Origin of the sequence: Aquirufa beregesia (genome assembly GCF_011090385.1) — a bacterium.
Taxonomy (GTDB): Bacteria; Bacteroidota; Bacteroidia; order Cytophagales; family Spirosomataceae; genus Aquirufa; species Aquirufa beregesia.
The window spans coordinates 197,122-218,595 of record NZ_SEWW01000005.1 but is presented as its reverse complement, the minus strand read 5'-3'; the positions used below and the strand labels follow the sequence as shown (position 1 = coordinate 218,595).

The window sequence follows — 21,474 nt, the reverse complement described above, 5'->3', positions numbered from 1 at the left end:
TAATTTTCTAACGCTGTCAAGGTTTAGAACCTTGCCAGCGTTGAGCGTTCATAACGTTTTTGGAAATACATATGTTGTCCAATAAATTGATAATGTAAATAATAGGAAGATTAAGGCACAAAAAAGAGCCAAGTTGTAGCTTGGCTCTTTTAACTCTTATTTAGCTTAAATTACTTTTTATAAGTAACTGTTTTTACTGCTTGAATTGTGCGCTCAATACTTGGTAAAATTTCTTCAATCAAGGTTGGAGCATACGGCAATGGTAAGTCCTTTGAATTAACACGAACTACTGGAGCATCTAAATAATCAAATGCCCATCGTTGCAAATGATAGGTGATTTCGGATGAAATAGCCGATAATGGATTTGCTTCTTCTACCACTACACAACGGTTTGTTTTCTTAACTGATTCCACCACAGTGATGTAATCGATAGGACGAACGCTGCGCAAGTCGATTACTTCGGCATTGATTCCTTGCTTAGTTAATTCTTCCACAGCAGGCATAACCACACGAGAAAGCATTTTACCAAAGGTTACAATGGTAACATCCTTACCTTCTTTCACGATATTGGCTTTACCAATGGGAATTAAAAATTCTCCATCAGGTACTAATCCTTTATCACCATACATCAATTCTGATTCCATAAAAATCACAGGATCATTATCACGTATAGATGCCTTCAATAAACCTTTGGCATCGGCTGGATTAGAAGGAACCACTACTTTCAAACCGGGTGTATTGGCATACCAGTTTTCAAAGTTAGATGAGTGCTGAGATGACAATTGCCCTGCATTACCTGTAGGACCACGGAAAACAATGGGACAAGAATATTGACCACCAGACATCGACATCATTTTAGAGGCCGAGTTGATAATTTGATCAATAGCAACCAAGGAGAAGTTGAAAGTCATGAACTCGACAATCGGACGTAAACCATTGGCAGCAGCTCCTACTCCAATCCCTCCAAAACCTAACTCTGCAATCGGAGTGTCAATTACTCGGTCTGGACCAAACTCATCCAACATACCTTGGGAAACTTTGTATGCACCATTGTATTCTGCAACCTCTTCACCCATTAAAAAAACGGATGCATCGCGTCGCATCTCTTCTTGCATTGCCTCACGCAAGGCTTCTCTGAATTGAATCTCTCTCATAAAATTTTAAGGTGTATGAAAAAACATAACCGCGCAAAATTAGGCAAGAAAAAGCATACCACAAAACCAAAATTAGGTTCTCAAATTGCCCATTTTGAGAAATTCGTGGTATTTTTAAACTTTAATACCAATTTTACATACTATGTCCGTACAAATAGCTCCTATTTCCACTTCTCTACCTGCATTTCTCAACAAGAAAATCTATTCTAGAGTTATTGTCTTGCTGGATGAGCTAACGCAAAAACATTGTTTTCCCAAGATTGAAAAATTTCTTCCTAAAAATTATATCAAAGTTGTCATCAAATCTGGGGAGGCTCATAAAAACCTCACAACTTGTGTGAAAATTTGGGAAGTCATGACCAAAGCTAATTTGGACAGACATGCTCTAATGATCAATTTGGGAGGAGGGGTCATTGGGGATATGGGGGGATTTTGTGCTTCAACATATAAAAGAGGCATTGATTTCATTCAGATACCGACTACCCTATTGGCTCAAGTAGATGCTAGCGTAGGAGGGAAATTAGGTATTGATTTTCAAGGCTTCAAAAACCATTTGGGTGTATTTCAATTGCCCAAAACCGTATTGATTGATCCTACATTCATTGAAACATTGATTGAAAGAGAAAAGCGATCTGGATTTGCAGAAATCATTAAACATTGCCTAATCCGTGATGCCGCAAAATGGGAAGAAATTAGCCAATTAGACTGGCAAGAAAACGACTTTGCCGCTTTAATTGCTCACTCGGTTGCCATCAAAGAAGCCATTGTTACTGAAGATCCTAAAGAAGCAGGAATTCGTAAAATCCTTAATCTAGGACATACCTTAGGACATGCTGTAGAAACATTTTTATTGAATCAAGGTAAAAGAAAAATCTTACATGGAGAGGCTGTTGCTGTTGGAATCATCACTGAGGCCTTCCTGTCCTATGAAAGAGGTTTAATCAGTTTAGCTGAGTTAGAAGATATTGAGGCTTACCTATTTGCCACTTATGGAAAAGTGCCTCTACAGGAAAGTGAAATTCCTGAAATCATTCGATTGACCATGCAAGACAAAAAGAACCTAGGAAATGAGGTTCGTTTCTCTTTATTAACAGGTATTGGTGATTGTGGATATGATATACCCGTGGGCAAATCCGAAATGAAAAAAGCCCTTCAATACTATATTGGCTAATTACTCCATCACTTGGGGTACTTTAAAATAACTTTCGTTGGTGTCTGGACCTAAGTTTAATGCTTTTTGACGATCCAGCATAGCCTTGGCTTGATCTTCTCTAAAATGATTGATAGCTGGTGTCATGTGTACCAAAGGTTCAACTGAAGATGTATCTACGGCATTCAATGCTTCCATCCAATCCAATACCTTATTGATGGAATCCTGCATGTCTTGAATTTTTTCCTCTTTTAACTCCAGACGAGCCAAATGGGCAATTTTAATGACATCTTCTTTATTTACTTTCATCGTTTTTCGGATTTAATTTTTTATCATCTGGCATCTCCTTGTCCAAAAATGCATTCAAGGCATCTCGATTCAAAGTAGAGGTAATTTGCCCAAATGAATCAATATTCATCTCAAAGCCAGCCAAATCAGGATGTACTTTGGGAGCTTTCTCTTTGGTTTTCTTTGATTTATCTTTCATATCAAATGGCTGGAAATTTTTCCAATGCTTTACTTAATCTAGCTATAACTTGCTCCTTACCCCATAATTCCAAAGATATCATTAAATCTGGACCTGCTCCTTTTCCACTCATGGCCACTCGGAATAATTGCATCACTTTACCCATTTTTATCCCAGCTTGATCTAAACATTGTTGAATACAAAGTTTAATTTCTTCTGCATGCCAATTGGTACAAGTTGGTAATACCCCTAGAATAAGTTCTAATGCTTGTTTGGTTTCTGCATTCCATTTAGAGCTCAAAACAGCCTCATCATAACTTTCTGGAAATTCCGAAAATTCTTGAACCATTTGACCTAATTGCTGAGGAAATGTAATGCGGTCCAAAAACAAATGAACATATGCTTCCCCTTTTTCCGTCTCAATAGATGGCAAATAAGTGGCCGCTAGTTCTTTTGCGTCATGTTGTTTTAAGTACTGCTCATTAAACCATTGAGCCTTTTTGACATCGAATTTTGCCCCTGCTTTATTGATTCTTTCTAAAGAAAAAGCTGCAATTAATTCATCCAATGAAAAGAGTTCTTGTTCTGTTCCTGGATTCCAGCCTAAAAAGGCTAAGAAATTCAAGGTAGCTTCAGGCAAATATCCTTCTTGCTTAAACCCTTTGGAAATAGCGCCAGTCTGAGGATCTTTCCATTCTAAAGGAAATACAGGAAAACCTCCTAAATCGGCATCTCTTTTTGATAGCTTACCGTTTCCTTCTGGTTTCAGCAATAAGGGTAAATGAGCAAATTGAGGTGCATTCCAACCAAATGCTTGATATAATAAAATATGTAAAGGGGCCGATGGCAACCATTCCTCACCGCGAATTACATGGGTAATCTGCATGATATGATCATCAACCACATTGGCTAAGTGGTAAGTCGGCATTCCATCGGATTTCATCAACACTTTATCGTCGATACTAGAAGTATGCACATGTACCCAATCTCGTATAATATCTTGAAAACGAATTTCTCCTTTGGCAGGAACTTTCAATCGGATAACATAAGGCGTGTTATTGGCTAACAATTGGTCCACTTCATCTTTAGAAAGGGCCAAAGAATTTCTCAATTTAACCCGTGTTACCGCATTGTATTGAAAGGCTGAACCTTGGCTTTCAAAGGCCGTCCGCATAGCGTCCAACTCTTCAGAAGTATCAAAGGCATAATAGGCTTTACCCGATTGAATTAATTCATCGGCATAAGCTTTATACATATCTTTTCTTTCACTTTGACGATATGGTTCAAAAGGTCCGCCAACGCCTATACCTTCGTCAGGCGAAATTCCTAACCAGGCTAAACTTTCCAAAATATACGCTTCTGCACCTGAAACAAAACGAGCTTGATCTGTATCCTCAATACGTAAAATGAAAGTACCTCCCAATTTACGAGCTAATAAAAAATTATATAAGGCTGTTCGAACTCCACCAATATGCAATGGACCTGTAGGACTGGGAGCAAAACGAACACGAACTAAATTAGGCATATGAATTTATTTATGGGCAATACAAGAAATTTCAACACGAACATCTTTGGGTAAACGAGCTACCTCTACTGTTTCTCGTGCGGGTGGATTGACAGAAAAATATTGGGCATACACCTGATTAATCTGAGCAAAATGATTCATGTCTTTAACAAAAATGGAACACTTAACGACATCTTCGTAGTCATAACCCGCCTCTTTCAAAATGTAGCCAAGGTTTTTCAATACTTGATGCGTTTCTTCTTCAATATCTCCGCCAGCTTCCAATACCGAAATGGCAATTTGACCTGAAACATATAAGGCTCCCTGAATGGCAACCGCTTGTGAATAGGGGCCAATCGCAGCAGGAGCCGATTCCGATAAAATTATTTTTTTTGTCATACCTTTGAAAAAAGAAATGCAAGTTACCAAAAAAATAAGGATTACCTGAATCCATAACGAGCTTTCTCCCTAAAATATGCTTTCCAAAATTCATCCATTCATTAGCAAAAATAAAGGAATTGGCTTCATGCTTTTATCATCCTTATGCTTTGCTTTGATGTCCGCCATGGCCCAGAGGATGAGTAAGCATTTTCCATCAGTAGAATTAGTATTATTCCGAAATGCGGTAGGATTGCCCTTTTTAATAGGTAGTCTTTGGCAAAAACCAGCTATTCAAACAGGGGGTAAATTAGGATTTTTGGTATTTCGAGGTCTACTAGGCGCCTTTACTCTGTATTGCTTATTTTATGCTTTAGAACACTTGGGTTTGTCTTTGACCAATACCTACGGACAAGCCTTCCCGCTCTTCATTGCCATATTTACCTTTATTTGGATACCTACGGAAAGCTTAAAAAGCAAACAGGTCTTATTTCTATTAATGGGATTCATGGGTATATTATTGATTTTCCAACCTTCCGCGGATAAACATTGGCAAAACCATTCGGTGGGTTTATTATATGCGATGGGGACCGCTCTCGGATATATGGCTATTAAAGAAGCCCAGAAATACTATGATTCACGTTGGGTGATCTTTTCCTTCATGGCTGCTGGCTTTACGGCTTCATGTGTCTCTTTAATCTTAGGAACTTGGGGAAATTTACCCAATAGTTTTTGGTCAGGCCAATGGGTTAGTCCTCAAGGAACTCAATACATCGAGATTATCATCATGGGACTTTTGGCTTTAGGCGTTCAAAGTTTCACGACTCAAGCTTTGCGATTTGAAAAAACGAGTATTGTGGGCGCTGTGGGAAATAGTGCAGTCTTATTTTCTATTTTGATAGAGATCATCTTAGGACATGGACTTCCTGATGTGATGGTGTTAATCGGAATGGCTTTAGTAATTGTGGGAAGTTATCAGATTTCAAAAAAATAAATAAAATCCTAAACCTCGACAGCGTTTGAAACGCTGTCGAGGTAAACGAAAAAAGGCCAGCAAATGATATCATTTACTGGCCTTTAAAGCTTTATTATCAAGATATTGATTAAGCTGTAGCCGAATTCATTACTTCCGTTTGTTTACGGATAGATTCTAAGTGAACCAATTTGAATAATTCTTCTACAAACTCCGGATATAAACCTAAACCTTTTGCTTGATTGGCACGATCGCCATGTAATTGCTTCCAACGATCTAATTGCAAAACAGCTACATTATTATCACGCTTGTATTCACCTAGTTTTTCCACCACAGCCATACGTGCCGTTAACACTTCTAATAATTCACGGTCAATATTATCAATTTTCTCACGCAATGCCGCCAATTCATCCGAGAAATCAGCACCATAACTAGCATTTCTAACTTCTAATTCACGTAACATCTCCCCTAATTTCTCTGGAGTAACTTGTTGTGAAGCATCTGACCAAGCAGCATCAGGATCACGGTGAGTTTCGATGATCATACCATCGTAATTCAAATCCAAGATACGTTGTGACAATTCCATCAACAAAGCACGCTTTCCAGCCATGTGAGATGGATCGCCGATCATTGGCATTTGAGGGAATAAACGCTTCAATTCAACGGCCATAGCCCACATTGGTGAGTTACGGTATTTCGTTTCTTGCGCATTAGAAAAACCACGGTGAATAGCCCCTAATTTTTTAATTCCCGATCCTTGTAAACGTTCGAATGCACCAACCCAAAGAGCTAAATCTGGGTTAACTGGATTTTTCACCAATACAGGGATATCTACTCCTTTCAAAGCATCAGCTAGGTCTTGTACGTTAAACGGGTTAACGGTAGTACGAGCACCAATCCACAAAACATCTACACCATACTTCAAAGCTAACTCAATATGCTCTGGAGTTGCTACTTCAATAGCTAATGGCAAACCTGTTTCTTTCTTTGCTTCAACCAACCACTTTAAAGCTGGCTCTCCCATGCCTTCAAAGCTTCCTGGACGAGTACGAGGTTTCCAAACACCAGCACGCATAATATGCGCATAGCCTTCCGCTTTAATACGACGGGCTGTCTCTAATACTTGATCCTCAGTTTCAGCAGAACAAGGTCCCGCAATGATAAGCGGCTTGCCATCTGTCTGAATCCATTCTTGCATCGGCACTACTTCTAAATTGGCATTCATAAATTTGGATAGATTAAAAGAGCCTAAGCTCAAAACTGTTTTAATATTAATATTCTTGTGTTACAGATTCGGTTAAATTTTATTCACTTATATTTGCAGGCAATTTAAAAAAAATGACCCACCAAACATCTTCGAAAAACTTGAAAAAGCTATCTTTTGAGGACACCCAAATCGCCTTTGCTTCTAAAAGTGATTTTCAACTTCGCAAGTCCTATTGGATATTTGCGATAATGAATCAAAATTGGCTTGTAAAGTTAGGGACTTTTTTCATCAAATTATTCCTTTTCTTGCATTTACCTGTTAAAAAAATAATAAAAACTACTCTTTTTGGTCAATTTTGCGGAGGAGAATCTATACAGGAGTGTCAAACTACCATCCAAGAACTGGATAAAGCTCACATTGGCACAATCCTTGATTATTCGGTTGAGGGGGAAGAAAACGACAAATCTTTCCAATTAACTAAAAATGAAATCCTTAAAACAATCATCCAGTCACACGAAAGTAGCGCTATACCCTATGCAGTTTTCAAAATGACGGGGATTTTCAATAGCGAGTTATTAGAAAAATACCAAACGGAAAAAGGATTAACGGAAGAAGAGGAAATTGACTTCTTAAAAAGCAAGGAATATTTAATTGATATTTGCCAAGAAGCATACCAACAACAAGTACGATTATTCATTGATGCGGAGGAAAGTTGGATTCAAAATACCATCGATGAATTATGCTATGAAATGATGCAGCGCTACAATCTAAAGACGGCCATTATTTTCAACACCTTTCAAATGTATCGCATTGATATGTTGGAGAATCTACATCATGCCATTCAGGTGGCTATGGATCAATCCTATTTCTTGGGAGTTAAATTAGTGCGTGGTGCCTATTTGGAAAAAGAGCGCTTGAGAGCTCATGAAGATGAATACTCAGAACCTTTACACAAGGAAAAGGAAGCCACTGATCGTGATTTCAATGTAGGAATTCAAGCCTGCTTGGATCATTTAGAACAAGTTCATTTCTGTGTTGGTACACACAATGAGCATAGTTGCCAATTACTTTGTCAGTGGATGGAAGAAAAAGGAATTACACAAAATCATCCGCATATCTATTTTGCACAATTATTGGGCATGTCAGATAATATTTCTTATAACCTTGCATCCTCAGGATATAACGTAGCCAAATATGTACCTTACGGGCCTGTTTCTGCTGTTATGCCCTATTTATTCCGTCGAGCTGAAGAAAATAGCTCCATTGCGGGTCAAACTTCAAGAGAGTTTGCCCTTTTACAAAAAGAAGTGAGCCGAAGAAAAAACCTATGACGTTAAAAAATTACCGCTACTTTTTAGTCAGCATTGCCATTATATTGATAGATCAAGCCATTAAATTATCGGTACATTTTTTCATGGAGCCCGGTTATTTTGGTCAAATAGAACTCTTGGGTAGTTATTTCAAATTACATTATACCTTGAACCCAGGTATGGCTTTTGGGATACAGCTAGGAACTATTTATGGCAAATTCATGCTGACAAGTTTCCGCATTATTGCGATGTTCGGCATAGGGTATTATCTCTACAGTTTCACCAAGAAAAAAATGCATGCGGGTTTATTAGTTTGCATGGGTTTAATATTAGGAGGGGCCATCGGCAATTTAATCGATTCCATTTTCTATGGTGTTTGGTTTAATAATGCTCCTGCCAATGCTCCCATGACCTGGTTTCATGGACAAGTTATCGACATGTTTTTCTTTGATGTATGGGAAGGTATTTTACCTAATTGGGTACCCATTTGGGGAGGAAGTTATTATTCTACACCCATCTTCAACTTTGCGGATGCTTCCATTTTCTGTGGGGTGGTACTTTTTCTACTCTTTCAAAATAAGTTTTTGGAAAAACATGAAGTAGAAAAGGTTTCTACAACAGATCCTGAATCCATGGAATCCTCCGAAGGGGAAAATGCTACTCATTAGATTTTAACAGGTATTTGTTATATTGAAGAATGGAAACCTATAGCCTCTTCTTTTTTTTAGCCCTATTAGCCGAAATTATCGGAACGGTCAGTGGCTTTGGGTCATCCATTTTGTTTGTACCTCTAGCATCCTTGGTTTTAGATTTCAAAATTGTGCTGGGTGTTACGGCCGTCTTTCATGTATTTAGCAATACTTCTAAAATTCTATTGTTCAGAAATGGAATAGACAAAAACATCGTATTAAAATTGGGTATCCCTGCTGTTTTATTTGTTATACTAGGAGCATTACTCACGAACTATATCCCTCAAAAAAAGATTGAACTTAGCATGAACATCATCATATTGGCTTTGTCCATTTACTTGATGTCAGGCGCCCATAACAGAATCCAAAAGAATAATCGAAATTTGTATACGGGTGGGGCTATTTCTGGCTTTTTAGCCGGCTTAATAGGTACAGGAGGAGCTATCCGAGGAATTACCTTAGCCGCCTTTCAATTGGAAAAGGATGTATTCATAGCTACTTCAGCGGTTATTGATTTTGGAGTTGATTTAAGTAGGGCGGCGGTGTATATTTCTCAAGGGTATTTTCATCAGGAACATATAATTTTGATCCCCTTTTTAATCATTATCAGCATAGTAGGCACTTATTTGGGTAAGATTATTTTGACTAAAATTTCAGAAAAAGCTTTTCATTACCTTGTTTTGTCAGTCATTATCATCACCACAGTGATACAAACCATCCATTATTTCCAGGATTAACATTTTTGTCATTCCAATTCAATCGACATTTTTTTGTTAAAAAATGTATTTCCAGCTGAATTATGACGAAATTGCAGAAAATTAGGCAAGCTCAATCCTGTCAATTGAACCAATTAACAAGACTTGCCGTTTGAACTATCAGCATAACATTCATTTTCATCAACATGGCTAACACGAACCTCATCGGACTAGACAGTCAAAAATCAGAAGAACTAGCAGCTAAATTGAATATTCTTTTAGCTGATTATCAAATACTTTATATCAATGCAAGGGGTTTTCACTGGAATATTTCAGGTGAAAAATTCTTTGAACTGCATTTGAAATTTGAAGAAATTTACAATGATGCTTTATTAAAAATTGATGAAATAGCTGAGCGAATTCTGACTTTGGGTCATACTCCATTGCATTCTTTCACAGATTATGTAGCTCATGCGACCATCAAGGAAGTGAAGCATATATCCAATGGAAAAGAAGCTTTATCTCATATATTAGAAGGTTTTCAAGCACTTATTGTATTAGAAAGAGAATTATTGAATTTAGCTTCCGATGCCCAAGATGAAGGTACAAATGCCCTGATGAGCGATTACATTCGCGAGCAAGAGAAATTAATATGGATGTTTGCTGCATTTCTTAAAAAATAATCCGTCTACATTTTAGACAACGAGTTCCTTTTCGTCCGACCGGTGATCAAGAAATCAAAACAATCCGGTCGATAAACAAAAAGGCACTATGTCATTTGAAAATTTAAAGTTAATTGAGCCTATTCTGAAGGCTTTAGAATCAGAAGGTTATACCACCCCAACTCCTATTCAGGCCAAAGCCATTCCATTGGTATTGGACAGAAAAGATTTATTGGGTTGTGCACAAACAGGCACGGGTAAGACAGCTGCATTTGCGATACCCATCATTCAACTGCTTACTCAAGATAAGCACTTACCTGCTGGTAAAAGACTGATTAGAAGTCTTATTTTAACGCCTACTCGGGAATTAGCCATTCAAATTGGTGAAAGTTTTGAGAGTTATGGTAGAAATACCAATTTGCGTTATAAAGTGATATTTGGAGGAGTAAGTCAGCATAGTCAAGTAGAGTCTCTACGTGCTGGTGTGGACATATTAGTAGCAACACCTGGGCGTTTATTAGACTTAATGAATCAAAAAATTATCAGCCTTCAAAATATTCAATTTTTTGTATTGGATGAAGCTGACCGTATGTTGGATATGGGCTTTGTTCATGATGTCAAGAAAGTCATTGCTCGTTTGCCGCAGAGAAGACAATCTTTGTTCTTTTCGGCTACTATGCCACCTGCCATCGTAGAATTGGCCAATAGCATACTGCATAATCCTTCTAAAGTGGAAGTTACCCCCGTATCATCTACAGCTAATACCATCAATCAAGTGGTTTATTTTGTAGATAAGGATAACAAGCGAAAATTATTGATTGATATTCTAAAGGATAAATCCATTGAAAGAGCTCTAGTTTTCACTAGAACAAAACATGGTGCTGATCGAGTGGCTAAAGATTTGAGCAAGGCGGGAGTAAATTCTCAAGCTATTCATGGAAACAAGTCGCAGAATGCGAGACAAACAGCCTTGAATAATTTCAAATCCAAACTTACTCGTGTACTAGTTGCAACCGATATTGCGGCTCGAGGAATTGATATTGATGAATTAACACACGTGATCAACTATGAGCTGCCCAACATTCCCGAATCGTATGTACACCGAATAGGTCGTACTGGAAGAGCGGGAGCTAGTGGCATTGCTATAGGTTTTTGTGAAGCAGAGGAGAAAGAATACTTAAGGGATATTCAAAAATTAATTGGAAAGCAAATCCCTGTTATAGAGGATCATCCTTATCCATTAATGAATCATACCATTGCTAAGAAAGCTGTGAAGCCTCAGCGCCCACCTAGAGCGGCAGGAGCTACATCATCCCATAGAAACAGTGGTACGCCACGAACGGGAGCTCCGGCAGGGGTTAATTCCTCGGCTGCTACAGCGACAAAAAATTCGACACCTTATACAGGTTGGAAAAAGAATAAATACCAAGGTGGTAAATCATAAATACCTCTTGGGGGTTATTATGGTATTCATGAGTATTGATTTTTGAATATTCAATATTCAATATTGCTTAGAGATTTGTCAACTTTTGAAAAGTTGACAAATCTAAGTTAAAAAATTCCCACTTAAACATATTGATAAATAGGCTCTAGCCAAAATTTATCAGCTTCTTCATTAGACATAAAAAAAGGGTGCAAGTTTGACTTGCACCCTTTTATATGGTATAAATTAGCTTATTTCTTCGTAGCCGGAGTAGCCGTTTTCGTTGCTGGAGTCGTCGTCGCAGCAGCTGGAGTTGCCGTTACTGGCTTAGGAGTAATTCCCATTTTCTTCAACACCAAGTCAGAGATGCTAGCATCAGCTGGGTAGTGTAACAAGATAGGGGCTGTTCCCATACCTGCATCATAATTGAAAACATAAGTATATGCATTTTCATTAGCCACCGCATGCATATTTTCTTCAATTTTCTTCAACAAAGGTTGTAACAATTGTGCTTGTTTCTTTTGCAAAGAAGATTGAGAATTTTGTTGAAACTCCTGAATAGAAGTTTGTAAATTCTGCAATTCTTTTTCTCTGTCTTGCTTGATAATATCAGCTGTGCTAGCTGGTAATTTCTCAAATACTGCCAATTTATCTTGAAAGTCTTTCACCTTTCCTTGGTACAAAGTTTCATATTGCTTTTGCGTATTTTTCAAATCTTCCTCCACTTGTTTAGCTTCAGGCATTTGACTTAATATGTAATCTGCATTGATAAATCCGATCTTAATCTGCGCCTTAAGAGGCATTACAGCCATTCCGAACACTAGGCCCATGGCCAACAAAAATTTGGTTTTCATACGTGAGTTTAATTGATTATTAATTTTCTTTTACTTGTTTAATTTATCTGTTGCTTTATCGACCAAATTAGGATCTAATTCCAATCCCAATTCTTCCAATACATAATCAGAATAGTCGTGTACCGGATTGGTATAAATCATAGCCAAACCGTCATTTGCTTTATCAAATAGGAAATCTAATCTCTTTTGTCGGACAACTTTTTCTACCGCCTTGGATACTTCATCCAAGATAGGTTTCAAAGCTGCCTGTTTGAACTTAAACAATTCCCCTTCTGTGCCGAATATCTTATTTTGAAAGGACTTCGCTTCATTGTCCTTTTGACGAATGATACTTAATCTTTGTTGACGTAAATCTTCGGTCAACAATAATTCTTCTAATTTATAGTCTCGTTCTAATTTGGCGACTTCCTCGTTTTTGTTTGAAATCTCCTGGATCCATTGTTTGGTCATTTGATCTATCTTGCCTTGAACTTGTTTGTATTCTGGCATTTTAGAAGTAATAAATTCCGTATCAATGTATCCAAATTTCTGGGCAAAAGACCTTTGTCCTAGCACCGTAAGCATCAAAATTAAGAAAAAAATCGACTTTTTCATTGTATGCTGCTAAATCACTATCTAATCTGCTGACCAATAGAGAAGGTAAAGGCCTGACGTCCAAAATCAGAGTCACCCGGTCTAGGTTTATCAAATCCAAAACCATAATCAATACCAATCATACCAAAGGCTGGCATGAATATACGTGCTCCAAAACCTGCTGACTTATACAAATTAAATGGATTGTAATCTGATAGTGTAGAGAAGTTGTTTCCTCCTTCAGCAAAACCCAATACGAAAATAGTAGCCGATGGATTCAAGGATACAGGATAACGGACCTCCATGACAAATTTATTATATGCAACCCCTCCGTTTCCATAAGATCCAGATGGTCCAATAACACGATCTTTATAACCTCTCAATCCAACAATATCTCGGTTGAATGAGAAACCTTGCACCATTCCTGAACCACCTAGATCGAAACGCTCAAATCGAGTAGTCTCCTTCCCCCCATAAGACCCTAAGAAACCTAAGTGAGCTCGCGTATGTAAGATAAATTTACCTGCCAATGGACTAAACCAGCTTGCATCCAACATCCATTTATGGTACTCAATGAGTTGGCCCGTTTTATTCCCGCCCAACAAAGAGTAAGGAGGTGTTAATGATGCTGTCATGGAAAAACTAGATCCTGAACGAGCAAATGTAGGGTTATCAATACTATTTCGAGAGAAATTTGTCATGAAAGTTACTGAAGTGGAAATACCTTGTGGGTAAGCCCAAGTATAATAACGATCTACATCATATTGAGAAAATGATAATGAGTGGCTCAAAGAGAAATAATCATCTGGCCATTTTAAACGCTTTCCTAAACTGAAAGTAATACTGTTCACATTAAAGTGAGCTGTTAACAATGAATCTGGCACAGAATAACTTTGATAGCCCCCATATGCTCCTCCGTAACCACCATAGCCACCATAACCTCCGTAGCCACCTCCATAACTACCCCCGTAGCCTCCGCCACTCCCATAGCCTCCGCCTCCATAGCCCGTTGTTCTAAATTGGTAAGGATATGAAATACTACGATTTAATGCGATAGAGAATGAATTAGGCTTCTTACCTCCTAACCAAGGCTCAGTAAATGTCAAACTGTAATTTTGAAATGCCGCTCCATTCGCTTGAAAACGAACCGCTAATTTCTGACCATCTCCCGCAGGTAGAGGACGCCAAGCCGCCCAATTGGTCAAATTTTTAGCGGAGAAATTATTGAAAACCACACCTAGGGTACCTACAAAGCCCACGTATCCTCCCCAGCCTCCTGATAATTCAATTTGATCTGAAGGTTTTTCTTCTACGTTATATTCAATATCTACCGTTCCATCCGCACGAGGTTGAGGATTAGGCGTAATTTTTTCTGGGTTGAAATAACCAATTTGAGATAACTCACGAACTGTACGAATAATCGCAGACTTATTGAATTTTTGTCCTGGTAAAGTACGAATCTCCCGCATAACCACGTGGTCAGAGGTTTTGGTATTACCATTCAATATAACCTTATTGATGGTGGCTTGCTTACCTTCTGAAATTCGAATCGTTAAGTCGATGGAATCACCTACAATAGACGTTTCTACTGGCTCCGCATTGTAATACAAATAACCATTGTCCATATAAACAGAACTCAAGTCTTCGCCAGGATTTCCTCCCATTTTTTTATCGAGTTCTTCCGTATTATACACATCTCCTTTCTTAACTCCCAACACATCCTTCAACACCGAATCCGGGTAGATATAGTTACCATCAAAAAAGATATTTCGGTAATAATATTTACGTCCTTGAACTAATTTAACTTTAAGGTTTACAGAAGAATTATTATGGCGATATATCGAATCAGAAATCAATTGAAAATCACGAAAACCTAATTTATTCATGGCTGCCAAAAGCTTCTCTTTATCCTCATCCCATTTCTTGGGAACAAATTTGGAAGGCTTGAAAATACGGCCAAAACGAACTTGTTTGGTATTCTTGATTTTTCTCAAAATAAGTGAACGCTGAGCAGGTTCAATTCCATCCAGAATGATTTTATTCACCTTCACTTTGTCGCCTTTATTGACAGTCACGATCAAAGTAGCATTATTGCCTTTGGTGGTATCTGTTTTGACAACAGATTTAGTGGTAATATTCAAACGCCCTTTTTCTTGATAGTATTTACGAATAACTAATTCAAGGTTTTTGCGAAGCGTTTCCGTAATAATTTTTCCTTTATAGGCCTTTACTTTTTCATTCAAGGTCTCTCTTTCTCCCTTTCTAATACCGTCATACGTAATGGCAAATAAGCGAGGTCTTTCTTTCAACTGAATGCGTAACCAAATTTTTTCTCCTTCTACTTTCTCAGCAAAAATCTCTACATCTTCCAAAATACCTTGGTCCATAATTTTTTTGATGGCTGAAGCAATGGCATCTCCTGGTACTTTAATTTTATCCCCCACCTGCAAACCCGAAATATTCACCATGGAATTACCATCGTAAAATTGAGATCCCGAAATGGAAATACCTCCGATGGTGTACTCTTGAGGAACTGAATAAGAAAAAGTAGGTTCAGAGCTACTGGGCGTCGTGGAAAACAAGCGTCCACCTAAGCCTTGAGCGAATAAGCCCTGACTCACAAAAACCATCAAACTGCAAAACAAGCCCAATGATTTCCATTGTAATTGGCACGCGTTAACTCGATTCATTAAATATCTTTTTTTCATACGAAGCCTTAGCCTTCACTTTTAACTTGTTCACTCGTTTTTCCAAAACGTCTTTCTCGCATTTGGAAATCAACAATAGCCCGATACAAATGTTCTTTTCTAAAATCAGGCCAAAATAAATCTTCAAAAATATACAATTCGGCATATGCCAATTGCCACAACATAAAATTACTAATTCGGTGATCACCGCCTGTTCTGATCATTAAATCTGGATCAGGCATTCCAGCGGTGGACAAATGATTATCCATCACAGAATCGTCAATATCACTGGACTTCAATTCTCCTTTTTCTACTTTCTCAGCCAACTTTTTGGCTGCTTGAACTAAGTCCCACTTTCCAGAATAAGATAGCGCTAAAACCAAGGTTAAACCCGTGTTATTCGCTGTTTTATCCATCGCCGCCTCTAATTCTTTTTGAGATTTTCCAGGTAATGATTCTATATTTCCTATGGCCTTTAAACGAACCTGATTCTTCATCATGGTAGGCAATTCCTCATTGATCGTACTTACCAACAAGCTCATTAATGCCATAACCTCCGCTTTGGGTCTATTCCAGTTTTCTGTGGAAAAAGCATACAAAGTCAAGTATTTTACCCCCAATTCACCACATCCTTCAATGGTTTCCCTAACTGCTTGAATTGCATTTCGGTGACCAAAAATTCGATCTGTGAAACCCTTCTGTTTCGCCCAACGACCATTACCGTCCATGATAACGGAAATATGGGCAGGAAGATTGTTAAGGTCAATAGATTCTTTCACAAATAGGGTAATAATTAATCGGATAAAACAAAGTGGTAAAGATAGCTAATTTGAACACCTATTCAAAATACTACGACCAATCAGTAAACTTTGGGACAAAAGATGGATTGAATGGTATAAGTGACCGAAAAACCCAGATGAAGATACTGATCTCCCCCATTCAAGGTAAAGCTATTCATGTTGCCATCATAGGTTGCGATCTGGTCTATTTTATCGGAAAACACTTTTCTACTTCCCAATTCGCCTCGAATTCCCCAATTCTTATTGATTTGAAATTTCACCCCAATCCCATAAGGTATAGCGGGTGTTAAAAAGGCATCTATTTTGTCTGGACTAGCAAATACCGCCGCCAGTCCCCCATAGAAATACGGGGTCCAGTTGAAATGCCGAGGATCAACCTCATAGTCCAAAAAGTTATAATCTACTATCCCTGAAAATTCGGTGATGGATGTAGCGAAAATAGAGGCATCTGCTACTTTCCCATTAGGTGTGATTACTGTAACAGGTGTTCCAACAGGAAATAACGTATTGGGGCGATTGGCGATATTGCCTTGAATTCGACTCACCATCATTTGAAAGCGATACGTAAAGGCATGTCGTTCTTGATACGAAACAAACAAGTGGATTGCTGGTAAAGTCTCTTTTAATTCGGCCACACTAGGCCGATAACCCCAATCCGCCAATTCCCCCTTGTAGACTGTCGCACCAAAACCCGCTCCCCAAGTCCACCTTTGTGCCTGTAAGTCCGAAGGTGTAGCTAAAAAGAAGACAAGAAGACACAGAAAACTGGCCTTATATCGTTTTTGGGATATTATCGTGGTAGTGGAGGACAATCAATCTTATTTTTTAAGTGGTAAATCAAACGAATCTGGGTGGTAAAATACTGATCAGAACCTTTGGCTATCAGTGGTGGATTACCAGAGGTATTACCTTGTGCAACCTGCAATAAATAAGGTCTTCTATCAGCTAAAGTATTGGCTGCATACCACTCGGAAGAACGATCTGTAATCAATGAAGTAACTGCAGGAACATTCACTCGGTTATCAGATACATCATCCAAATAATCAGAAAAAGCAATTCGGTAACCAAAATCCAAGCCGATATCAAAGGATTGATTGAGTTTGTAACGAACACCAAATCCAAAAGGTACTGCACCCGTAATTTTAGAATAATCTACTCCCTCTGTTTGTTTGTCTTTCAAATCAATCCAACCTTGCTGAACTGGAGGAACCGTACTCAATGGATCAATATCATAAATGGCCTTCGCTCTCGCAGTCGGATTAAAATAAAGTCCTGAAAGCCCTACATATACATAAGGCGACAAGGTTCTACGTTTGGGTAAATTCTCTTCATTGCCCAGTATTTCATAAATCCCTATCAAGGATAACTCCTGCATATCGGTTCTAAAATGCAAATTTCTGCCATAACTTGGCTCAAATCGGCCTGCTGGATCAAAATAATTATCATCTCCCGCAATGCGTATGTAAGTAAAGCTCCCTTGAATGCTAACATGTTTTTTAAAATGACGCGTATATTGTACTCCAGCATTCCAACGTAATGCCTTTCCTCCCACATCCATCAACGTCATGGCAGGAGAAATGTCGCCTAAATACGTGGATGAGCCAGCCCCAAAACTAAAGGATGAATGCGCCTTAAAAGGATTTTTAGGGGATGCATTTTTAGCATTTTGACCCAAAAACCAAAATTGGGCCTGAGTAGGTGCTGTGGCCAAAAGTGTAATCAAAATACATAAGCTGAAGAGTCTGATCATGGATGTTTCTACTGGTTAGATCATAAAACGTTGATACTTCCTCAAATGTTGTAATATAAGGTGATACGAATATACAAATTTATGGCTTGTATTAAAATTTGGCCCTTTATTGGACGATCATCCTTTTGTGTGTGGAAAGCCCAGAAGTGCTAGCCATATGTACCAAATATATCCCTGGAGATAAGCCTAAAGCATTCATAGTCAACTGATAGGTGCCTTGAGTTCGGGTGCCTTTGAATAAAGTTCGAATCTCTTGTCCTTGCAAATCAAACAAGGTAATTTTTATATCAAGTACCGGTTTATATACGGCATATTGAATGACCGTAAAATCAAAAACAGGATTGGGCATGGGTGAACTGACCTCCATTCCCAAGGTATCAGGCAAAGCATTGGGCGAATTCTTAAAAATTGGTACTCGTTCAAATGTCTGTTTAAATAATTCCTGTGTTTTAAGCGCGTCTAAACCTAAATGATCCCTAAGAACCGTGCTATAAATTTGTCGGTAGTCGAAATTATACCTTAAGTCTCCATTACTATCTAAATTCGTCAAACTAGGATTCGCCCCTATCAACCCTCCTCTCACGGCATTTCCTATAAATAACATGGGAGCCGCCGTTCCATGGTCTGTTCCTTGGGTTCCATTTTGATTCACTCTCCGACCAAATTCAGAAAAAGTCATCACCGTAATGGCATCTGCTAAACCTTGATTGGTGATATCATTTTGAAAAGCAGAAACAGCTTCCGAAATGGTCTTCCACAAATTAGCATGCTGTGTTTTTTGATTGGCATGTGTATCAAATCCCCCGATATTAGCCAAGTAAACAGGTGTCTCTAAGCCACCAGCGACTAATCGAGCCACAATGCTTAATTGCTTTGCCAAGTTTGTATTGGGGTAAGTATAGGCATTTTTTGCTTTATTGGCCGCATCACGGATAACCGTGGAATATTGTATGGAAGAACTAGCAACCTGCTTTAAAAATGCTAACTCATCGCCTGCCAAGGTGGCGGGAGGCAATTCGGAATCAACTAAAGTCCCAGAAACCAATTGATAAAACAAATTAGGATCTTCAAAAACAGTCCCTACCCTGCCCACATCTGTTTGAAATAATAGTGATTCAACAGAGCCGAGTTGAATCGCCATGGGATCTTTCGGTAGTTGAATGGGATAATCGGGGTATTGCATTTCCAAAAAGCGACCAGCCCAGCCTTCATCCCATACGGTAGCAGCATCCGAACCTGTATTCCAAATGTCGGTAGCTCTAAAATGAGAACGATTGGGGTTAGCATAACCCACACTTTGTGTAATGGCAACCAGACCTTTGTCGTACAAAGACTTCATACTAGCCATGGCAGGATTCATGTACATGCCATTGGACAGCGGAAGCGCATCCGCTTTCTTGATGGAAATATCGGGTCTTTTCGAAAAATAATTATCGTCTTCAGCGGGTATAATGGTATTCAAGCCATCATTTCCTCCATTCAATTGAATAATGACTAATACCTTACCTCTGGCAGCACTGGCAAATGGGATAGCACCGTAAGCTTTTCCAGTGAAAGAGCCTAATCCCCAGCTAAGCCCACCACTAAGTAGAGCCATTTGACGTAAAAACTGTTGACGACTTAATTCTTTTTTCATTTTATGCCAATTGATATTCTGGTAAGCGCATCATTGCTTTCAAAAACTTATTAACTCTGGCGTCTGCATTGGGAGTGTAAGTAGACCAATTGGCGGCAATCGTGCCGTCCAATAGCACTTCCAACAAAAATGCCTTACGTGCCTCTGTTAAGGGGAAACGAATGAAGAGTTTGACCATCTCGTCCACAAACTCCTTGGGCTTTTCTGCATTGGATGATAATCGTGCAAATGCGATGGGATCTAATTTCCCACTAACCGTTACTCCATTATATCTCCTACCGCTCAACAACGAATCCGTAAATCCTGCTCGAAATGAATAGGTGGTGGAACTTATCCAATCACGCTGACCTTCCCAGCCAGCCACATCTGGAGGCTGAAACAATTGCATTTGAAGTATGATGGCCATATCATACCAATTTTGCAAATCTGGATTTTTCAATTCTAATTGTTTGGCGGATCCAACAATTAACTCAGTTGGACTTTTAATTTTGGACGCTATGATTTCGGGTTTATAAAATTCTTCTGAAGTGAATAAGAATTTTAATAGAGGCTTTAAAACAAAGTTATTCTGTCGTAGAACAGTTGCCATTTTTTTGACAAATACCTCATCCGCTTTGTAATAGACAAATTCTTTGTAGATCTTCCGACAAATGAATTCGGCGGCAGCAGTTTGATTAAAAACATGATCGATCAGACTATTATTGTCAAATTTGGCCGTTTTACCTAATACGGTGACTGTTGCTTCCTTATACCAACGGGTAGAATCAAATACAGCAACTAAGCCTTTCACTTGCCATCCAGAAAATACTCTAGCCGCCTGTTTTATATCATTTTCGGTGTAATTGCCAATGCCCAATGTGAACAATTCCATCACTTCTCGGGCATAATTTTCATTGGGGGAAGTTCCCCGACTATTATTACCATCCAAATAAATTAACATAGAGGGATCAATGCTGATGTCTTTGACTAATTGCTTAAAATCGTCAAATGCATAGGTCCGGAACAGTTGATTCTGTTTGTACACATATTGAGGGTAATTCACCTTTTGTCTTTCATTGGAAAAGTGGTTGTGTAAAAACAAAACCATTTTTTCTTGCATACTGAGTGATTCGCCGAACATTCGACTATACCACCATTTGGTTAATTGTACAAACCAAGGCCCTGCTAAATTCCTGTCCAATTGGGCTTGTTCGGGTGTTAAATCTACCCAGGTATCTGGCGGAGGAGGGATGAAGACATCTTTTAAAATAGCGAGGTCTAATAAGTCATGAAAATTTCCATAACCCATGGCTCGCTCCAGATCCGATTGGGAATAACCGAATAATACGCGTGAAAGTAAATGTGAAACGTGGGTGGTATTCCAAGTTAACATGGTATCCATGTGTTTACATGTAATTCATGTAGACCATGAAATACAGGAGAGTAAATACGCTTAAAGTAGCACGTAATAATAAGGCAAACTGTTCTAATTATCAATTAATTGATAAATTAACTTGTCATTTTTCTATTCCAAGACTACTTGGGGAACTAAACATGAGCACATGCCGTTGTGGCTAAGTTCAT

General features: G+C 38.5%; 21 protein-coding genes. 7 read left to right on the top strand and 14 right to left on the bottom strand.

The window, feature by feature from the left end; translation table 11 throughout:
* Positions 1-170 precede the first annotated feature (170 nt).
* A complete protein-coding gene (locus EWU23_RS09580; RefSeq protein WP_109322467.1) occupies positions 171-1,154 on the bottom strand; it encodes a pyruvate dehydrogenase complex E1 component subunit beta in 984 nt (327 codons plus the stop codon).
* A 142-nt stretch (positions 1,155-1,296) separates the two neighbouring features.
* Here EWU23_RS09580 and aroB point away from each other — a divergent pair, with 142 nt between their 5' ends.
* Complete coding sequence (gene aroB, locus EWU23_RS09575; protein WP_166231481.1) at positions 1,297-2,325, top strand: 3-dehydroquinate synthase; 1,029 nt, start codon at positions 1,297-1,299, stop codon at positions 2,323-2,325.
* Here aroB and gatC read toward each other — a convergent pair whose 3' ends face one another.
* From gatC to EWU23_RS09555, 4 genes are read right to left on the bottom strand one after another with little or no spacing between them, the layout of a single operon-like run.
* Positions 2,326-2,613, bottom strand: coding sequence for an Asp-tRNA(Asn)/Glu-tRNA(Gln) amidotransferase subunit GatC (gatC, locus tag EWU23_RS09570; protein WP_166231478.1), 288 nt, complete (start codon positions 2,611-2,613; stop codon positions 2,326-2,328). It lies immediately after the preceding gene.
* Positions 2,600-2,791 carry a hypothetical protein gene (locus EWU23_RS09565; RefSeq protein WP_166231475.1) on the bottom strand — a complete coding sequence of 64 codons (192 nt, stop codon included), beginning with the start codon at positions 2,789-2,791 and terminating at the stop codon, positions 2,600-2,602. The genes gatC and EWU23_RS09565 overlap by 14 nt, the downstream gene beginning before the upstream one ends.
* 1 nt (position 2,792) lies before the next feature.
* Positions 2,793-4,295 carry a glutamate--tRNA ligase gene (gene gltX, locus EWU23_RS09560; protein ID WP_166231472.1) on the bottom strand — a complete coding sequence of 501 codons (1,503 nt, stop codon included), beginning with the start codon at positions 4,293-4,295 and terminating at the stop codon, positions 2,793-2,795.
* A 6-nt stretch (positions 4,296-4,301) separates the two neighbouring features.
* Entirely contained in the window at positions 4,302-4,673 is a 372-nt protein-coding gene (locus EWU23_RS09555) for a Rid family detoxifying hydrolase (protein WP_166231469.1), read from the bottom strand.
* 76 nt (positions 4,674-4,749) lie between these two features.
* Between EWU23_RS09555 and EWU23_RS09550 the strand changes: the two genes are divergently transcribed.
* Positions 4,750-5,646, top strand: coding sequence for a DMT family transporter (locus EWU23_RS09550; protein ID WP_166231466.1), 897 nt, complete (start codon positions 4,750-4,752; stop codon positions 5,644-5,646).
* 109 nt (positions 5,647-5,755) lie between these two features.
* Here EWU23_RS09550 and EWU23_RS09545 read toward each other — a convergent pair whose 3' ends face one another.
* Positions 5,756-6,850 carry a chorismate mutase gene (locus EWU23_RS09545; RefSeq protein ID WP_166231463.1) on the bottom strand — a complete coding sequence of 365 codons (1,095 nt, stop codon included), beginning with the start codon at positions 6,848-6,850 and terminating at the stop codon, positions 5,756-5,758.
* Between the two features lie 140 nt (positions 6,851-6,990).
* On the opposite strand from EWU23_RS09545, the gene EWU23_RS09540 reads away from it, so the two are divergent.
* From EWU23_RS09540 to EWU23_RS09520, 5 genes are all read left to right on the top strand, one after another.
* Positions 6,991-8,163 carry a proline dehydrogenase family protein gene (locus tag EWU23_RS09540; RefSeq protein WP_317164315.1) on the top strand — a complete coding sequence of 391 codons (1,173 nt, stop codon included), beginning with the start codon at positions 6,991-6,993 and terminating at the stop codon, positions 8,161-8,163.
* Positions 8,160-8,810, top strand: a complete 651-nt coding sequence (locus tag EWU23_RS09535) for a lipoprotein signal peptidase (protein ID WP_166231457.1) — start codon at positions 8,160-8,162, stop codon at positions 8,808-8,810. The genes EWU23_RS09540 and EWU23_RS09535 overlap by 4 nt, the downstream gene beginning before the upstream one ends.
* 29 nt (positions 8,811-8,839) lie before the next feature.
* Positions 8,840-9,568, top strand: a complete 729-nt coding sequence (locus EWU23_RS09530) for a sulfite exporter TauE/SafE family protein (protein ID WP_166231454.1) — start codon at positions 8,840-8,842, stop codon at positions 9,566-9,568.
* Between the two features lie 164 nt (positions 9,569-9,732).
* A complete protein-coding gene (locus EWU23_RS09525) occupies positions 9,733-10,209 on the top strand; it encodes a Dps family protein (RefSeq protein ID WP_166231450.1) in 477 nt (158 codons plus the stop codon).
* Between the two features lie 88 nt (positions 10,210-10,297).
* The gene (locus EWU23_RS09520) at positions 10,298-11,632 is read left to right on the top strand and encodes a DEAD/DEAH box helicase (RefSeq protein WP_166231446.1); all 1,335 of its coding nucleotides are present in this window, start codon (positions 10,298-10,300) and stop codon (positions 11,630-11,632) included.
* Between the two features lie 230 nt (positions 11,633-11,862).
* Here the strand turns inward: EWU23_RS09520 and EWU23_RS09515 are convergent, their stop codons facing one another.
* The 8 genes from EWU23_RS09515 to EWU23_RS09480 all read right to left on the bottom strand — a co-directional run bounded on the left by EWU23_RS09515 (position 11,863) and on the right by EWU23_RS09480 (position 21,292).
* Positions 11,863-12,465: an OmpH family outer membrane protein gene (locus EWU23_RS09515; protein ID WP_109322455.1), complete on the bottom strand. Its 603-nt coding sequence runs from the start codon at positions 12,463-12,465 to the stop codon at positions 11,863-11,865.
* 30 nt (positions 12,466-12,495) lie between these two features.
* Positions 12,496-13,059: an OmpH family outer membrane protein gene (locus EWU23_RS09510; RefSeq protein ID WP_166231443.1), complete on the bottom strand. Its 564-nt coding sequence runs from the start codon at positions 13,057-13,059 to the stop codon at positions 12,496-12,498.
* A 17-nt stretch (positions 13,060-13,076) separates the two neighbouring features.
* On the bottom strand, positions 13,077-15,746 hold the full coding sequence (gene bamA, locus EWU23_RS09505) for an outer membrane protein assembly factor BamA (protein ID WP_235942193.1): 2,670 nt from the start codon (positions 15,744-15,746) through the stop codon (positions 13,077-13,079).
* Between the two features lie 8 nt (positions 15,747-15,754).
* Entirely contained in the window at positions 15,755-16,504 is a 750-nt protein-coding gene (locus EWU23_RS09500; RefSeq protein WP_166231440.1) for an isoprenyl transferase, read from the bottom strand.
* 80 nt (positions 16,505-16,584) lie between these two features.
* Positions 16,585-17,337: a DUF6089 family protein gene (locus EWU23_RS09495; RefSeq protein ID WP_166231437.1), complete on the bottom strand. Its 753-nt coding sequence runs from the start codon at positions 17,335-17,337 to the stop codon at positions 16,585-16,587.
* Entirely contained in the window at positions 17,316-18,275 is a 960-nt protein-coding gene (locus tag EWU23_RS09490; protein ID WP_166231434.1) for an outer membrane beta-barrel protein, read from the bottom strand. Before EWU23_RS09490 ends, EWU23_RS09495 begins: the two co-directional genes overlap by 22 nt.
* Positions 18,276-18,381: 106 nt before the next feature.
* Complete coding sequence (locus tag EWU23_RS09485) at positions 18,382-19,911, bottom strand: DUF1501 domain-containing protein (RefSeq protein ID WP_166231432.1); 1,530 nt, start codon at positions 19,909-19,911, stop codon at positions 18,382-18,384.
* A 1-nt stretch (position 19,912) separates the two neighbouring features.
* Positions 19,913-21,292: a DUF1800 domain-containing protein gene (locus tag EWU23_RS09480; RefSeq protein WP_235942192.1), complete on the bottom strand. Its 1,380-nt coding sequence runs from the start codon at positions 21,290-21,292 to the stop codon at positions 19,913-19,915.
* Positions 21,293-21,474 lie beyond the last annotated feature (182 nt).

Coding starts and splice junctions, on each gene's coding strand:
- EWU23_RS09580 (WP_109322467.1), bottom strand. CDS start 1,154: ATGAGAGAGATTCAATTCAGAGAAGCCTTGCGTGAGGCAATGCAAGAA.
- aroB (WP_166231481.1), top strand. CDS start 1,297: ATGTCCGTACAAATAGCTCCTATTTCCACTTCTCTACCTGCATTTCTC.
- gatC (WP_166231478.1), bottom strand. CDS start 2,613: ATGAAAGTAAATAAAGAAGATGTCATTAAAATTGCCCATTTGGCTCGT.
- EWU23_RS09565 (WP_166231475.1), bottom strand. CDS start 2,791: ATGAAAGATAAATCAAAGAAAACCAAAGAGAAAGCTCCCAAAGTACAT.
- gltX (WP_166231472.1), bottom strand. CDS start 4,295: ATGCCTAATTTAGTTCGTGTTCGTTTTGCTCCCAGTCCTACAGGTCCA.
- EWU23_RS09555 (WP_166231469.1), bottom strand. CDS start 4,673: ATGACAAAAAAAATAATTTTATCGGAATCGGCTCCTGCTGCGATTGGC.
- EWU23_RS09550 (WP_166231466.1), top strand. CDS start 4,750: ATGCTTTCCAAAATTCATCCATTCATTAGCAAAAATAAAGGAATTGGC.
- EWU23_RS09545 (WP_166231463.1), bottom strand. CDS start 6,850: ATGAATGCCAATTTAGAAGTAGTGCCGATGCAAGAATGGATTCAGACA.
- EWU23_RS09535 (WP_166231457.1), top strand. CDS start 8,160: ATGACGTTAAAAAATTACCGCTACTTTTTAGTCAGCATTGCCATTATA.
- EWU23_RS09530 (WP_166231454.1), top strand. CDS start 8,840: ATGGAAACCTATAGCCTCTTCTTTTTTTTAGCCCTATTAGCCGAAATT.
- EWU23_RS09525 (WP_166231450.1), top strand. CDS start 9,733: ATGGCTAACACGAACCTCATCGGACTAGACAGTCAAAAATCAGAAGAA.
- EWU23_RS09520 (WP_166231446.1), top strand. CDS start 10,298: ATGTCATTTGAAAATTTAAAGTTAATTGAGCCTATTCTGAAGGCTTTA.
- EWU23_RS09515 (WP_109322455.1), bottom strand. CDS start 12,465: ATGAAAACCAAATTTTTGTTGGCCATGGGCCTAGTGTTCGGAATGGCT.
- EWU23_RS09510 (WP_166231443.1), bottom strand. CDS start 13,059: ATGAAAAAGTCGATTTTTTTCTTAATTTTGATGCTTACGGTGCTAGGA.
- bamA (WP_235942193.1), bottom strand. CDS start 15,746: ATGAAAAAAAGATATTTAATGAATCGAGTTAACGCGTGCCAATTACAA.
- EWU23_RS09490 (WP_166231434.1), bottom strand. CDS start 18,275: ATGATCAGACTCTTCAGCTTATGTATTTTGATTACACTTTTGGCCACA.
- EWU23_RS09485 (WP_166231432.1), bottom strand. CDS start 19,911: ATGAAAAAAGAATTAAGTCGTCAACAGTTTTTACGTCAAATGGCTCTA.
- EWU23_RS09480 (WP_235942192.1), bottom strand. CDS start 21,292: ATGGATACCATGTTAACTTGGAATACCACCCACGTTTCACATTTACTT.